Source organism: Micromonospora sp. NPDC050187, assembly GCF_044459745.1.
Taxonomy (GTDB): Bacteria; Actinomycetota; Actinomycetes; order Mycobacteriales; family Micromonosporaceae; genus Micromonospora.
This window is the reverse complement of sequence record NZ_JBITJH010000005.1, coordinates 226,561-241,015: the sequence shown is the minus strand read 5'-3', so window position 1 is coordinate 241,015 and position 14,455 is coordinate 226,561. Positions and strand designations below refer to the sequence as shown.

Annotated in this window: 13 protein-coding genes; all 13 read right to left on the bottom strand. The window is 70.2% G+C overall.

Features of this window, described 5'->3' with window-relative positions; translation table 11 throughout:
* Nucleotides 1–22 precede the first annotated feature (22 nt).
* Nucleotides 23–1,948 carry an NADH-quinone oxidoreductase subunit L gene (nuoL, locus tag ACIBJE_RS10840; protein WP_396746224.1) on the bottom strand — a complete coding sequence of 642 codons (1,926 nt, stop codon included), beginning with the start codon at nt 1,946–1,948 and terminating at the stop codon, nt 23–25.
* A 13-nt stretch (nt 1,949–1,961) separates the two neighbouring features.
* Nucleotides 1,962–2,261, bottom strand: coding sequence for an NADH-quinone oxidoreductase subunit NuoK (nuoK, locus tag ACIBJE_RS10835; RefSeq protein WP_088981076.1), 300 nt, complete (start codon nt 2,259–2,261; stop codon nt 1,962–1,964).
* 58 nt (nt 2,262–2,319) lie between these two features.
* Nucleotides 2,320–3,090: an NADH-quinone oxidoreductase subunit J gene (locus tag ACIBJE_RS10830; protein ID WP_145834508.1), complete on the bottom strand. Its 771-nt coding sequence runs from the start codon at nt 3,088–3,090 to the stop codon at nt 2,320–2,322.
* Entirely contained in the window at nt 3,087–3,737 is a 651-nt protein-coding gene (nuoI, locus tag ACIBJE_RS10825; RefSeq protein ID WP_396746219.1) for an NADH-quinone oxidoreductase subunit NuoI, read from the bottom strand. Before nuoI ends, ACIBJE_RS10830 begins: the two co-directional genes overlap by 4 nt.
* Before the next feature lies 1 nt (nt 3,738).
* Nucleotides 3,739–5,094 (bottom strand): NADH-quinone oxidoreductase subunit NuoH, encoded by a 1,356-nt coding sequence (gene nuoH / locus ACIBJE_RS10820; protein ID WP_396746216.1) that lies wholly within the window; start codon nt 5,092–5,094, stop codon nt 3,739–3,741.
* Nucleotides 5,091–7,604, bottom strand: a complete 2,514-nt coding sequence (locus ACIBJE_RS10815; RefSeq protein WP_396746213.1) for an NADH-quinone oxidoreductase subunit G — start codon at nt 7,602–7,604, stop codon at nt 5,091–5,093. Before ACIBJE_RS10815 ends, nuoH begins: the two co-directional genes overlap by 4 nt.
* Nucleotides 7,604–8,920, bottom strand: a complete 1,317-nt coding sequence (nuoF, locus tag ACIBJE_RS10810; protein ID WP_396746211.1) for an NADH-quinone oxidoreductase subunit NuoF — start codon at nt 8,918–8,920, stop codon at nt 7,604–7,606. The genes ACIBJE_RS10815 and nuoF overlap by 1 nt, the downstream gene beginning before the upstream one ends.
* Nucleotides 8,917–9,963 (bottom strand): NADH-quinone oxidoreductase subunit NuoE, encoded by a 1,047-nt coding sequence (gene nuoE, locus ACIBJE_RS10805; protein WP_396746208.1) that lies wholly within the window; start codon nt 9,961–9,963, stop codon nt 8,917–8,919. Before nuoE ends, nuoF begins: the two co-directional genes overlap by 4 nt.
* A complete protein-coding gene (locus ACIBJE_RS10800) occupies nt 9,960–11,285 on the bottom strand; it encodes an NADH-quinone oxidoreductase subunit D (protein WP_396746205.1) in 1,326 nt (441 codons plus the stop codon). Before ACIBJE_RS10800 ends, nuoE begins: the two co-directional genes overlap by 4 nt.
* Nucleotides 11,282–12,019 carry an NADH-quinone oxidoreductase subunit C gene (locus ACIBJE_RS10795; RefSeq protein ID WP_396746202.1) on the bottom strand — a complete coding sequence of 246 codons (738 nt, stop codon included), beginning with the start codon at nt 12,017–12,019 and terminating at the stop codon, nt 11,282–11,284. Before ACIBJE_RS10795 ends, ACIBJE_RS10800 begins: the two co-directional genes overlap by 4 nt.
* Nucleotides 12,016–12,693 carry a NuoB/complex I 20 kDa subunit family protein gene (locus ACIBJE_RS10790; protein WP_396746200.1) on the bottom strand — a complete coding sequence of 226 codons (678 nt, stop codon included), beginning with the start codon at nt 12,691–12,693 and terminating at the stop codon, nt 12,016–12,018. The genes ACIBJE_RS10795 and ACIBJE_RS10790 overlap by 4 nt, the downstream gene beginning before the upstream one ends.
* 14 nt (nt 12,694–12,707) lie before the next feature.
* Nucleotides 12,708–13,073, bottom strand: a complete 366-nt coding sequence (locus tag ACIBJE_RS10785; protein ID WP_145820687.1) for an NADH-quinone oxidoreductase subunit A — start codon at nt 13,071–13,073, stop codon at nt 12,708–12,710.
* Between the two features lie 90 nt (nt 13,074–13,163).
* Complete coding sequence (locus ACIBJE_RS10780) at nt 13,164–14,438, bottom strand: geranylgeranyl reductase family protein (protein WP_396746198.1); 1,275 nt, start codon at nt 14,436–14,438, stop codon at nt 13,164–13,166.
* Nucleotides 14,439–14,455: the final 17 nt, after the last annotated feature.

Below are 14,455 nucleotides of genomic sequence, written 5' to 3'. Positions count from 1 at the left end.
GCGGCCGCCGGGAAGAGGTCGATCACGCCAACCACCCCGCCTGTACGGCCAGGAACGCGGCGACCACCAGCAGCGCGCCGGTCAGGATCGACGTCGCGTACGACCGGACGAAACCGGTCTGGAGCCGCCGGAGCCGGCCGGAGCCCCCGCCGACCGCTGCGGCGAGACCGTTGACCAGCCCGTCGACGCCCCGGTTGTCCAGGTAGACGAGCGCCCGGGTGAGGAAGATGCCCGGCTTCTCGAAGACCGCCTCGTTGAACGCGTCGGTGTAGAGGTTGCGCCGGGCGGCGGTGACCAGCACCCCGGCCGGCTGCGGCGCGGTGGCGGTGCCGTTGCGGAACAGCATCCAGGCCAGCCCGACACCGAGCACGGTGACCAGCAGAGAAAGCACCGTGATGACGGTGTGCGACAGGACCGCCTCGTGGTGCCCTTCCTCGCCGCCCAGGCCGGCGGTGGCGGTCAGCCAGTCCGGCACGGAGGTGGAGAGGAGGAAACCGGCACCGACCGAGCCGACGGCCAGCAGGATCAGCGGAATCGTCATCAGGGCCGGCGACTCGTGCGGGTGCTCGATCTCCTCGGTCCACCGCTTCGGGCCGTGGAAGGTGAGCACGAAGAGCCGGGTCATGTAGAAGGCGGTCAACCCGGCACCGGCCAGCGCCGCCCCGCCGAACAGCCACGCCGTCCAGTCGTCCCGCTCGAAGGCGGCCACGATGATCGGCTCCTTGGAGAAGAAGCCGGAGAACGGGAACATGCCGATGATGGCGAGCCAGCCCATCATGAAGGTGATCCAGGTGATCTTCATGTGCTTCGACAGCCCGCCGAAGCGCCGGATGTCCACCTGGTCCTTCATGCCGTGCATGACCGAGCCGGCCCCGAGGAACATGTTGGCCTTGAAGAAGCCGTGCGCCAGCAGGTGCACGATGGCCAGCGCGTACGCCGCGCCGCCGAGCCCCACGCCGAGGAACATGTAGCCGATCTGGCTCACCGTCGACCAGGCGAGCACCCGCTTGATGTCGTCCTTGGCCGCGCCGATGACACAGCCGATCAGCAGGGTGAGCGCACCGACGCTGACCACCACGAGCTGGAGCGTCTCGTTGGCCGAGTAGATCGGGTTGGACCGGGCGATCAGGTAGACGCCCGCGGTGACCATCGTGGCCGCGTGGATGAGCGCCGACACCGGGGTCGGACCCTCCATCGCGTCCGGAAGCCACGCCTGGAGCGGGAACTGGCCGGACTTGCCGGTCGCGCCGAGCAGCAGCAGCAGGCCGAGCACCAGGACGGTGCCGCCGGCCAGGCCGCTCACCCCGTTGAACACCTCGTCGTACTGGGTGGTGCCCAGGGTGGCGAACATGATGAAGATGCCGATGGCCAGGCCGGCGTCGCCGACCCGGTTCATCAGGAACGCCTTCTTGCCGGCGGTGGCCGCGCTCGGCCGGTCGGACCAGAAGGAGATCAGCAGGTACGACGCCAGACCGACGCCCTCCCAGCCGAAGTAGAGCATCACGTAGTTGTTGCCGAGCACCAGCAGGAGCATGGCGGCGACGAACAGGTTGAAGTACGCGAAGAAGCGTCGCCGCCCCGCGTCGTGGGCCATGTACTCCACCGCGTACAGGTGGATCAGGAAGCCCACGCCGGTGATCAGCAGGACGAAGACCGCCGCCAGCGGGTCGAAGAGCAGGCCGAAGTCCACCCGGAAGTCACCGACGGCGATGAAGTCCCAGAGGCTCCGCTCGACCGACTTGTTCTCCAGGCCACGCAGCTGGAAGAAGTAGGTGAGGCCGAGGACGAAGGCGGCACCGATGGCGGCCACGCCGAGCCAGTGTCCCCACCGGTCGGCCCGCCGGCCCAGCAGCAGCAGGATCGCCGCGCTGACCAGGGGGATGGCCACCAGCAGCCAGACGCTGCCGAGCAAACCCGTGGCCTCTGCGTAACGCACAGTTTCTTCCACTGCGTCGGCCCCTCTAGTACTTGAGCAGGTTGGCGTCGTCGACGCTCGCCGAGCGTCGAGTCCGGAAGATCGACATGATGATCGCGAGCCCGACCACGACCTCGGCGGCGGCCACCACCATCACGAAGAAGGCCATGATCTGCCCGTTCAGGTCACCGTTGATCCGGGCGAACGTGACCAGGGTCAGGTTCGCCGCGTTGAGCATCAGCTCGATGCACATGAACAGCACGATCGCGTTGCGGCGGATGAGCACCCCGACCGCGCCGATGGTGAACAGCACCGCGGCCAGGATCAGGTAGTAGTCGGGGGTCATCCCTGAACCAGCCTTTCGTTCGCGACTGCGGGGCTCCGCTCCGCTGCACTCCTCGCGCTCACCGGTCGGTCCCCTTCAGCGTCGTCTCCTCCGCCGACAGCTCCCGGACCGGCATGATCTCGGGGATGCTGCGCTCGGTCAGCCGGCCGTCGGGCAGCCGCGCCGGGGTGGCCACCGAGGAGGAGGTGGCGAAGACACCCGGGCCGGGCTTCGGACCGGGGTAGTTGCCGGGGGCGAAGCGGGCCTTCATGGTCGCGATCTGGTCGACCTTGTCCTCCCGGCGCCGCTCGATGTGCGCCAGCACCATCGCCCCGACCGCGGCGGTGATCAGCAGCGCCGAGGTCAGCTCGAAGGCGAAGACGTACTTGGTGAAGAGCAGCCGGGCGATGCCCTGCACGTTCCCCTCGGCGTTGGCCTCGTCCAGACCCACCGGCGTGGTGCCGTCGAGCGCCCGGGCGAGACCACCGCCGACCAGGCCGGCGAAGCCGAGTCCGAGCAGGACCGCCGCCACGCGCTGGCCGCGCAGCGTCTCGATCAGCGAGTCGGACGAGTCCCGGCCGACCAGCATCAGCACGAACAGGAACAGCATCATGATCGCGCCGGTGTAGACGATGATCTGCACCATGCCGATGAACGGACCCGCCTGGAGCACGTAGAAGACGCCCAGGCAGAGCATGGTCAGCACCAGCCAGAGCGCCGAGTGCACCGCGTTGCGCGCCCAGAGCATGCCGATCGCGCCGAGCAGCGCCAGCGGGGCGAGGATCCAGAAGGTGATCTCCTCGCCGCCGGACACCTCGCCCGCCGCGGCCAGCACCGTAGACGTGGTCATGCCCTGTCTCCCTTGTTGCCCTTGGCCGCCTCGGCCCGCTGGGCCGCCTGCTCGGCGCCGGGGAAGGTCACGCCCGGGGTCTCGTCGAGCGAATACCGGCCGGGGCCCATCGGGGAGCGCTCGGCCCCGGCCGAGGTGCCCGGGTTCTCCAGCGCGCCGACGTAGTAGTCCTTCTCGCTGTCGCCCAGTCGCATCGGGTGCGGCGGCTGCTCCATCCCCTCGAGCAGCGGCGCGAGCAACTGCTCCTTGGTGAAGATGAGGTCCTGCCGGTTGTCCCGGGCCAGCTCGTACTCGTTGCTCATGGTCAGCGAACGGGTCGGGCAGGCCTCGATGCAGAGCCCGCAGAAGATGCAGCGGGCGTAGTTGATCTGGTAGGTGCTGGCGTACCGCTCACCCGGCGAGAAGCGCTGCTCGTCGGTGTTGTCGCCGCCCTCGACGTAGATCGCGTCCGCCGGGCAGGCCCAGGCGCACAGCTCACAGCCGATGCACTTCTCCAGCCCGTCCGGGTGCCGGTTGAGGATGTGCCGCCCGTGGTAGCGCGGCGCCGGGGTCGGCGGCTTGAACGGGTAGTCGGTCGTGACGACCTTCCTGAACATGTGCGAGAAGGTGACGCCGAAGCCCTTGAACGTTCCGGTGATCCCGCCCACGTCACACCTCCTTCGAGTCCGGGCCGGCGCCGATGTTGGCCGGCTCCCGCTCGGCCACCACCCGCTTGGTGCGCGGGCTTGGTGGCACCTGCAGGTCCATGGGGGGCACCGGGAAGCTGCCGTGCGGGCGCTTGTCGACCTGTTCCTGCGGGGTGAGCTTCCGTTCCGGCCGGCGGCTCGGCCAGAGCAGTACGGCCAGCAGCAGCAGACCGGCCAGCACGCCGATGCCGGTCAGCCGGCCCCGGCTGTCCCAGTCCTCGATCGAGCGCAGCCAGGCCAGGACCAGGATCCAGACCAGGTTGATCGGGAGCAGGACCTTCCAGCCCAGCCGCATGAACTGGTCGTACCGGAGCCGGGGCAGGGTGCCCCGCAGCCAGACGAAGACGAAGACCAGCATGACGACCTTGCCGAAGAACCACAGCATCGGCCACCAGCCGGAGTTCGCGCCCTCCCAGAAGGTGGTGATCGGCGCGGGGGCCCGCCAGCCACCGAGGAACAGCGTCACGGTGAAGGCCGACATGGTCACCATCGCGACGTACTCGGAGAGCATGAAGAGCGCGAACTTCAGCGAGCTGTACTCGGTCATGAAGCCTGCGACCAGCTCCGACTCCGCCTCCGGCAGGTCGAACGGCGCCCGGTTGGTCTCACCGACGGTGGCGATGAAGAAGATGATGAAGCTCGGCAGGAGCAGGATCGCGTACCAGCCCGGGGCGGAGAACTCCTGCCCGAAGACGTTGAGCTGGGTGCCGTGCGCCTGGGCCGCGACGATTCCGCTGGTGGACATCGTGCCGGCGGTCATGAAGACGGCGACGATGCTCAGCCCGAGCGCGACCTCGTACGAGATCATCTGGGCGCTGGAGCGGAGACCACCGAGCAGCGGGTACGTCGAGCCGGAAGCCCAGCCGCCGAGCACGATGCCGTAGACCGCCATCGAGGAGCAGGCCAGCACCACCAGCACCGCCACCGACACGTCGGTGACCTGGAGCGGCGTCCGGTGGCCGAAGATGCTCACCATCGGGCCGAACGGGATCACCGACAGCGCGGTGACCGCACAGATCACCGAGACGGCCGGGGCGAAGAAGTAGACGACCTTGTCCGCCGCCTTCGGGAGGATGTCCTCCTTGAAGGCCATCTTGAGACCGTCGGCGAGGGTCTGGAGCAGGCCGAACGGACCGATCTGGTTCGGGCCCGGCCGGACCTGCATGTAACCCACCACGCGCCGCTCGAACCAGACGCCGAGCAGGGTGGCGAGCAGGCCGAAGGCGAAGGCGAAGACGATCTTGATCAGGACCAGCCACCACGGGTCCTTGCCGAAGTCGGCCAGCGTCGGGTCCTGCGCGAGGTAGACCGCGTTCACTGGGATACACCCCCGGTGTTGAGGAGCGGGCCCGGGCGGTCGGCGGCGTCCGCGGCGACGCGTTCGGTCGCGGTGGCCGGCTCCGTCGCGGCGGAGACGCGTACCACCGTGCCGGACGTCGCGCCGAGGCTGCGCCGGACGGTCGAACCGGGTGAATTGGTCGGCAGCCAGACGACGCCGTCCGGCATCTCGGTGATGGCCGCCGGCAGGGTCAGCGCCCCCCGGTCGGTCCCCACCGTCACCGCGTCACCGTCGGCGACGCCGAGCGCCTCGGCGGTGCCCTTGCCCAGCCGCACCACCGGCGTCCGGGCGGTGCCGCCCAGGTGTTCGTCACCGTCGATGAGGCTGCCCAGGTCGATGAGCTGGTGCCAGGTGGCGAGGACCGCCTCGCCGTCGCCCGTGCGCGGCGCCGGCTGCGGCTCCACGGACGGAACGGACGGGCGGTCGGTCCGGGTCGCCGGCAGGGAGCCCAGTTCGCGGCGGACGCTGAGCACGTCACCGGTGCCGAGCCGGACGCCCAGCCGGTCGGCGATCGCGTCGAGCACCCGGCCGTCGGACATCGCCGGGGTCTGGAGCACGGCGTCGAACGGCCGGAGCCGTCCCTCCCAGTCCAGGAAGCTGCCGGCCTTCTCGACCACCGGGGCGACCGGGAAGACCACGTCCGCCCGGCGGGCCACCGCGCTCATCCGCAGCTCCAGGCTGACCAGGAACGGCACCTCGTCGAGGGCCTGCTCGGCCAGGCGCGGGTCGGCCAGGTCGGCCGGGTCGACCCCGGCCACCACCAGCGCGCCAAGCTTGCCGGCCGCCGCTGCCGCGACGATGCCGTCGGTGTCCCGGCCGGCCTGGCTGGGGATCACCCCGGCCGCGATGTCCCACGCCTCGCCCAGCTCGGCGCGGGCCCCCGGCTCGGTGACCAGGCGTCCGCCGGGGAGCAGGTTCGGCAGGCAGCCGGTGTCGACCGCGCCCCGGTCACCCGCGCGCCGCGGCACCCAGGCCAGCTTCGCACCGGTACGTCGGGCCACGTCGGCGGCGGCGGAGAGGCCACCGGGGACGCTGGCCAGCCGCTCGCCGACGACCAGGATCGCGCCCTCGGCGCTGAGCGCCTCGCGGACCGTGTCGTGCTCGGCGAGCAGCAGCGCCTCCTCGCCCGGCACCACCCGGGCGAGCTTCGCGCCGAGCTTCTCCAGGCCCCGGGTGGCGAACGGCGCCAGCGCGTACACCTTGAGCTTCTTCTTCAGGTACGCCTTGCGCAGCCGCAGGAAGAGGATCGGGCACTCCTCCTCCGGTTCCAGGCCGGCCAGCACGACGGCCGAGGCGTTCTCGACGTCGGCGTAGGTGACCTCGGTGATCCCGGCAACGTTGCTGGCCAGGAACTCCGTCTCCTCACGGGAGACCGGGCGGGCCCGGAAGTCGATGTCGTTGGTGTTCAGCGCGACCCGGGCGAACTTCGCGTACGCGTAGGCGTCCTCGACGGTCAGTCGGCCACCGGTGAGCACCGCGGTGCCCTGTCCACCGTCCCGCGCGGCGGCCAGCCCCTCGGCGGCCACGGTGAGCGCCTCGCTCCAGGACGCCTCGCGCAGCTCGCCGGTCTTCGCGTCCCGCACCAGCGGGGTGGTGATCCGGTCGAAGGCGCGGGCGTACTGGAAGCCCCAGCGACCCTTGTCGCAGTTCCACTCCTCGTTGACCTGCGGGTCGTCACCGGCGAGCCGGCGCAGCACCTTGCCCCGCCGCCAGTCGGTGCGCTGGGAGCACCCGGCCGAGCAGTGCTCGCAGACGCTCGGGGTGGAGACCAGGTCGAACGGGCGGGCGCGGAAGCGGTACTGGGCGCCGGTCAGCGCGCCGACCGGGCAGATCTGCACGGTGTTGCCGGAGAAGTACGAGTTGAACGGCACGTCGCCGGCGTCCTCGCCCTCCTCCACCCCGTACGTCTCGTCCCGGTAGATGTTGATCTCCTCGGCGGAGGAACGGCCCATCAGGTCGATGAACTTGTCCCCGGCGATCTCCTCGGAGAAGCGGGTGCACCGCTGGCAGAGCACGCAGCGCTCCCGGTCCAGCAGCACCTGGGTGGAGATGTTCAGCGGCTTCTCGTACTCCCGCTTGTGCTCGTGGAAGCGGGAGTCGGTGCGGCCGGTGGACATCGCCTGGTTCTGCAGGGGGCACTCGCCGCCCTTGTCGCACATCGGGCAGTCGAGCGGGTGGTTCATCAGCAGCAGTTCCATCACCCCCTCCTGCGCCTTCTTGGCCACCGGGGAGGTGAGCTGGGTCCGGACCACCATGCCCTCGGCCACCGTCTGGGTGCAGGAGGCGACCGGCTTGCGCTGCCCCTCCACGTCGACGAGGCACTGCCGGCACGCGCCGGCCGGGGCCAGCAGCGGGTGGTCGCAGAACCGGGGGATCGCGATCCCCATCTGCTCGGCGACCCGGATCAGCAGCGCCCCCTTCGGGGCGGTGACCTCGATGCCGTCGATGGTGAGGGTGACCGTCTCGGTCTGCTTCGCTACGTCGGTCATCAGTGCGCCCCTACCAGGGTCTTCTCCGACAACTTGGGAGCAGTACGTCCCTCGATGTAGTCGAGGTAGTCCTGCTTGAAGTACTTCAGTGACGAGGTCACCGAGCTGGTCGCCCCGTCACCCAGACCACAGAACGAGCGACCGAGGATGTTGTCGCAGGTGTCGAGCAGGGTGTCCAGGTCCTCGTGGGTGCCCCGGCCGGCGAGGATCCGCCGGTACACCCGGACCATCCAGTAGTTGCCCTCCCGGCACGGGGTGCACTTGCCGCACGACTCGTGGTGGTAGAACTCCAGCCACCGGTACGTCGCGTAGACCGGGCAGTCCTGGTCGGAGAAGATCTGCGTGGCCGTGGTGCCCAGGATCGAGCCGGCCCCGGCGACGCCCTCGAAGTCCAGTGGCACGTCGAGGTGCTCGGCGGTGAGCAGCGGCGTCGACGATCCACCCGGCGTCCAGAACCGCAGGTTGTGGCCGGGCTGCATGCCCCCGGCCAGCTCCAGCAGCTCGCGCAGGGTGATGCCCATCGAGCACTCGTACTGGCCCGGGTTGGCGATCCGCCCGGAGAGCGAGTAGATCATCGGCCCGGAGGACTTCTCCGTGCCCATGCTCTTCCACCAGTCGGCCCCGCCCAGCACGATGTACGGCACGCTGGCGATGGTGCCGACGTTGTTGACCACCGTCGGGCTGGCGTAGAGGCCGTGCGTCGCCGGGAACGGCGGACGCAGCCGGGGCTGACCCCGGAAGCCCTCCAGCGAGTCCAGCAGGGCGGTCTCCTCGCCGCAGATGTACGCGCCCGCGCCGGAGTGCACCACCAGGTCCAGGTCGAACCCGGAGCCCTGGATGTTCCGGCCGAGGTAACCCCGGTCGTACGCCTCCCGCACCGCGCTGCGCAACCGGCGTGCGGCGTGCACGGCCTCGCCGCGGATGTAGATGTACGCCCGGTTGGCCCGGATGGCGTACGACGCGATGATCACGCCCTCGACCAGCGAGTGCGGGTCGTGCGTCATCAACGGCAGGTCCTTGCAGGTGCCCGGCTCACCCTCGTCGGCGTTGACCACGAGGTAGTGCGGCTTGCCGTCACCCTGCGGGATGAAGCCCCACTTCAGGCCGGTCGGGAAGCCGGCGCCACCGCGACCGCGCAGCCCGGAGTCCTTGATCAGCTGGATCAGGTCGTCGGGGTGTGCCCTGAGCGCCTTGCGCAGGGCGGCGTAGCCGTCCAGCTTCTGATAGGTGTCGATCCGCCAGGCGTCCGGCGAGAGCCACCGCTTGGTGAGCACCGGGGTCAGCTTGGCCAGCGTCTCCGGCCGAGGCGTGGTCACTTGTTGGCCTCCGCTTCCTTGAGCGAGCGCTCCTGCGCAGCGGCGTCGTCACCGGCGGGCTTGCCGTCGCCGGCCGGCGTGTTGGCCGCCGCGCCCTCGGCCTCGGCGGCCCGCGCGTCGCGCGGGGCCGGCGGCGCGCCGTCGACCGGGACCTTGGTGCCCGGCGAGTCCGGGACGGCGGTCTTCGCGTCCGGCTGCCGGGTCTCGGCGGCCCGTACCTCGGGCGACTTGGCGTCCGGGGCCTTCACGTCCGGCGCGGTGCTGCCGGTGGCCGCCTTCGGCGTCGCCGGCTCGGGTGCCGGGGCCGGCTTCGCGGCCTCGGCCCGGGCCTTCGCCTCGGCGGCGGCCTTGTCGGCCTCGGCCTTGCTCCGGATCGGGGTGTTCGGGTCGAAGCCCGGCACCGAGATGCCGTGCTGCTGTGCCAGGCGCAGCCCGCGCAGCGTCGGCTCGCCCGGTCCGCCGTCGGCCACCGCGCCCTCCCGCTCGTCGGCGAAGCCGGCGAGCTGGACCGACATCTCCTTCAGGGTGCAGAGCCGGGCACCCCGGGTCGGCATCGGCCGGCCCCCGGAGCGCAGGTCCTCGACCACGCCGAGGGCGGTCTGCGGGTCGACCCCGTCGAAGAAGTCGTAGTTGACCGTCATCACCGGGCCGTAGTCGCAGGCCGCGAGGCACTCGGCGTGCTCCAGGGTGATCTTCCCGTCGGCGGTCGTCTCGTCGTGCCCCACGCCCAGGTGCTCGGCGAGGGTGTCGTAGACGTCCTGTCCGCCGAGCACGTTGCACATCGTGTTGGTGCAGACGCTGACCAGGTAGTCACCGGTCGGCCGGCGCTTGTACATGGTGTAGAAGGTGGCGACCGCGCCGACCTGGGCCTTGTTCAGGCCGAGCACCTCGGCGCAGAACTCGACCCCGGCCGGGGAGACGTAGCCCTCCTCGGACTGCACCAGGTGCAGCAGCGGGAGCAGCGCGGAACGCGACCGGTCGGCCGGGTAACGGGCGACGATCTCCCGCGCGCGGGCCCGGGTCTCTTCGGTGAAAACACTCATCGGTCACAACCACCCATCACGGGGTCCAGCGAGGCACCACCGGCGATCACGTCGGCGATCAGGCCACCCTCGGCCATCGCCGGGAGCGCCTGGAGGTTGACGAAGCTCGGCTCCCGGTAGTGCACCCGGTACGGCCGGGTGCCGCCGTCGGAGACCGCGTGCACGCCCAGCTCGCCACGGGGTGCCTCGATCGCCACGTAGACCTGGCCCGCCGGGACCCGGAACCCCTCGGTGACGAGCTTGAAGTGGTGGATCAGCGACTCCATCGACTGACCCATGATCTTCGCGACGTGCTCCAGCGAGTTGCCCATGCCGTCGACGCCGATGGCGAGCTGCGCCGGCCAGGCGATCTTCTTGTCGGCGACCATCACCGGGCCCGGCTTCAGCCGGTCCAACGCCTGCTCGACGAGCTTGAGCGACTCCCGGATCTCGGCCAGCCGGACCTGGTAGCGGCCCCAGACGTCACCGTCCGGGTGGGTCGGCACATCGAACTCGTACGTCTCGTAGCCGCAGTATGGCGCGGTCTTGCGCAGGTCCCAGGCGAGCCCGGCGGAGCGGAGCACCGGACCGGTCACGCCGAGCGCCACGCATCCGGTCACGTCGAGCACGGCGACGTTCTTCGTCCGCTCGACCCAGATCGGCTGCCCGGAGAGGAGGTCCTCGTACTCCTTGAGCTTCTTCGGCATCTCCTTGAGGAACTTGCGGATCTTGACGATCGCGTCGTCCGGCACGTCCTGGGCGACCCCGCCCGGTCGGACGTACGCGTGGTTCATCCGCAGGCCGGTGATGAGCTCGAAGATCTCGAGGATGTACTCCCGCTCCCGGAAGCCGTAGAGCATGATCGAGATCGCGCCCAGCTCCATGCCGGTGGTGGCCAGCCAGACCAGGTGCGAGGAGATCCGGTTCAGCTCCATCATCAGGACCCGGATCGTGGTGGCCCGCTCGGTGACCTGCTCCTCGATGCCGAGCAGCTTCTCCACCGCCAGCGAGTACGCCGTCTCGTTGAAGATGGGGGCGAGGTAGTCCATCCGGGTGACGAAGGTCGACCCCTGCACCCAGTTGCGGTACTCGAGGTTCTTCTCGATACCGGTGTGCAGGTAGCCGACGACCGTACGCATCTCGCGGACGGTCTCGCCCTCCAGATCCAGGATCAGTCGCAGCACGCCGTGCGTGGACGGGTGCTGCGGACCCATGTTGACGACGATCCGCTCGTCGTTGATCGGGTCGGTGCCGGAGACGACCTGGTCCCAGTCCCCGCCGGTGACGGTGAAGACCCGGCCCTCGGTCGTCTCACGCTCGGTGGCGTAGCTCGGGGTGCTCACTGGTAGGACCTCCGCTGGTCTGGCGGTGGGATCTCGGCGCCCTTGTACTCGACGGGGACGCCGCCGAGCGGGTAGTCCTTGCGCTGCGGGTGGCCCTCCCAGTCGTCCGGCATGAGGATCCGGGTCAGGTTGGGGTGACCGTCGAAGACGACGCCGAACATGTCGTACGCCTCCCGCTCCTGCCAGTCGGCGGTCGGGTAGACGGCGGTCACGCTCGGCAGGTGCGGGTTCTCGGCCGCGACGGCGGCCTCCAGCCGCACCCGGCGGCGGTAGGTCATCGAGGTGAGGTGGTAGACCACGTGCAGCCGGCGCTCGTCCGCGCCGAGGTAGTCCACCCCGGAGACCGAGGAGCAGAGCTCGAAGCGGAGGGCGAGGTCGTCCCGCATCACCTGGCAGACCTCGGCGATCTTCTCCGGGCGGACGTGCAGGGTCAGCTCGCCCCGGTCGACGACGACCTTCTCGATCGCCTCGTTGAAGGCCGGGTACGCCTCCTCCAGCGCGTCGCGGACCTCGTCGAAGTAGCTGCCGTACGGCCGGGCCGCCTCCTCGATCGGCTGACGCGGCCGGACCAGGCCACCGAAGCCGGAGGTGTCACCGGAACCCTGGATGCCGAACATGCCCCGACCAGCCGGACTGGCCGGCGGGTACTCGGCGGGCGCGGTGGTGCTCGCGCCGGCCGGCGTCACCGGTACCGGAACGCCCCCGTCGTTCGGCTTGTCGTTCGGAGCCGTCATTTGATGCCCCCGTACGGGTGGAGGTGGTTCTGGGCGTTCATCCAGTTCTCGATCCGGAGTTGCTCCTCGCGCCCCTCCTTGACCGCCTGGGTCCACTCGGCGCGCCGGGCCTTGTCCTCCCGGTACGACGACGGCATCGAGCCGTACGGGACCACGGGCACGTCACCGCGGGCATTGCGGGCCTCGAGCATCTTGCGGCCGTTCGGGCCGAGCGGCTCGTGCCCGATCTTCTCGCGGAGCTTGAGGATCGCGTCGATCAGCATCTCCGGCCGGGGCGGGCAGCCGGGGAGGTACATGTCGACCGGGACGACGTGGTCGACGCCCTGGACGATGGCGTAGTTGTTGAACATCCCGCCGCTACTGGCGCAGACGCCCATCGAGAGCACCCAGCGGGGCTCGGCCATCTGGTCGTAGATCTGCCGCAGGACCGGGGCCATCTTCTGGCTCACCCGACCGGCGACGATCATCAGATCGGCCTGGCGGGGCGAGGCGCGGAAGACCTCCATGCCCCAGCGACCCAGGTCGTAGTGCGGTGTACCGGCGGCCATCATCTCGATCGCGCAGCAGGCCAGGCCGAAGGTGGCGCCCCAGACCGACGACTTCCGCGACCAGTTGACGAGCTTCTCCACCGAGGTCAGCAGGATGCCGGCGGGAAGCTTCTCCTCGATTCCCATGTGCGGTTCCTCCCTCAGTCCCAGTCCAGGCCGCCACGCCGCCAGACATAGGCGTACGCGACGAAGACCGCGACGATGAACAGGACCATCTCCACGAAGCCGAAGATCGGCAGGGCGTCGAACGAGACCGCCCAGGGGTAGAGGAAGATGATCTCGATGTCGAAGACGATGAAGAGCATCGCCGTCAGGTAGAACTTGATCGGGAACCGGCCACCGCCGACCGGCTGCGGGCTCGGCTCGATGCCGCACTCGTACGCCTCGAGTTTGGCCTTGTTGTAGCGGCGCGGGCCGGCGAGGCGGGCGGACGCGATCGAAAAGAGCGCGAACGCCGCAGCGAGGGCGAACAGCCCGATGATGGGTGCGTAAGGCGAGAGCGTCATTGTGGTCTCCTGCTCGTCCTTCCCTGCCCTCGGTGGTTGGCGAAATCACACTATTAACTTCACCTCCGGCAACCTGCGCCGGGGGTGCGGTCAGACCGCTGGGGCCGCCTTCGTCATCGCGTTGATGACCCGGTCCATCGCGTCCCCGCCGCGCGGGTCGGTCAGGTTGGCCAGCAGCTTCAGCACGAAGCGCATGAGCATCGGGTGCGGCATGCCGTGCTTGGTGGCGATCCGCATGATCTCCGGTCGGCCGATCAGCTTCACGAAGATCCCGCCGAGGCGGTAGTAGCCGCCGAACCGCGCCTTCAGCTCGTTCGGGTACGCCGTCAACGCCCGCTCGCGCTCCGCGCCCGCCGGACGGGCCAGCGCCTGCACCGCGATCTCTGCGGCCAGCTCGCCGGACTCCATCGCGTACGCGATGCCCTCGCCGTTGAAGGGGTTGACCATGCCGCCCGAGTCGCCGACCAGCAGCACGCCCCGGGTGTAGTGCGGCACCCGGTTGAAGCCCATCGGCAGCGCCGCGCCGAGGATCGGCCCCTCGGCGTTCGCCTCGTCGGTCATGCCCCAGTCGGCCGGCGTGTTGGCCAGCCAGTCGGTGAGCAGTCGCCGGTAGTTCGTCTTACCGAAGGCGGAGGAGGAGTTCAGCACGCCCAGGCCGACGTTGACCCGGCCGTCGCCGAGGCCGAAGATCCAGCCGTACCCGGGCAGCAGGGCGTCGCTGCCCTTGCTGCGCAGTTCGAGCCAGGACTCGAGGTAGTTGTCGTCGTGCTTGGCCGGGGAGCGGTAGTACCGCCGGACCGCCACACCGATCGGGCGGTCCTCCCGCTTGGCCAGGCCGAGCGCGAGGGGGAACCGGCCGGAGACACCGTCGGCGGCGACCACCAGCGGGGCGTGGAAGGTGGCCGGGGCCTTGTCCGGGCCGACCTCGGCCTCGACGCCGGTGACCCGGCCGGTGGGGTCGAGCACCGGGCCCAGGACGTTCACGCCGGTGCGCAGCTCGGCACCGGCCTCGACGGCGCGCCGGGCGAGCAGGTCGTCGAAGTCCAGCCGGGTGCGCACGAGCCCGTAGTTGGGGAAGCTGGCCAGGTCGGGCCAGTCCAGCTCCAGCCGGAGGCCGCCGCCGATCACCCGCAGGCCCCGGTTCTGGAGCCAGCCGGCCTCGGGCGAGGTGTCCACGCCCATCCGGATGAGCTGCCGGACCGCGCGCGGGGTCAGCCCGTCACCGCAGACCTTCTCCCGGGGGAACTCGGTCTTCTCGAGCAGCAGCACCCGGGCCCCGTGCCGCGCCAGGTGGTACGCGGTCGCCGAGCCGCCGGGTCCGGCGCCCACGACGATCACGTCGGCGTCGTGTTCCACCGTCGTCATCCGGGCCTCCTCCCCAT

What these genes read in the sequence shown, in the direction of transcription:
- nuoK (WP_088981076.1), bottom strand. Translation starts at nt 2,261, where the DNA reads ATGACCCCCGACTACTACCTGATCCTGGCCGCGGTGCTGTTCACCATC.
- ACIBJE_RS10830 (WP_145834508.1), bottom strand. Translation starts at nt 3,090, where the DNA reads ATGACCACGTCTACGGTGCTGGCCGCGGCGGGCGAGGTGTCCGGCGGC.
- ACIBJE_RS10815 (WP_396746213.1), bottom strand. Translation starts at nt 7,604, where the DNA reads ATGACCGACGTAGCGAAGCAGACCGAGACGGTCACCCTCACCATCGAC.
- nuoE (WP_396746208.1), bottom strand. Translation starts at nt 9,963, where the DNA reads ATGAGTGTTTTCACCGAAGAGACCCGGGCCCGCGCGCGGGAGATCGTC.
- ACIBJE_RS10795 (WP_396746202.1), bottom strand. Translation starts at nt 12,019, where the DNA reads ATGACGGCTCCGAACGACAAGCCGAACGACGGGGGCGTTCCGGTACCG.
- ACIBJE_RS10790 (WP_396746200.1), bottom strand. Translation starts at nt 12,693, where the DNA reads ATGGGAATCGAGGAGAAGCTTCCCGCCGGCATCCTGCTGACCTCGGTG.
- ACIBJE_RS10785 (WP_145820687.1), bottom strand. Translation starts at nt 13,073, where the DNA reads ATGACGCTCTCGCCTTACGCACCCATCATCGGGCTGTTCGCCCTCGCT.
- ACIBJE_RS10780 (WP_396746198.1), bottom strand. Translation starts at nt 14,438, where the DNA reads ATGACGACGGTGGAACACGACGCCGACGTGATCGTCGTGGGCGCCGGA.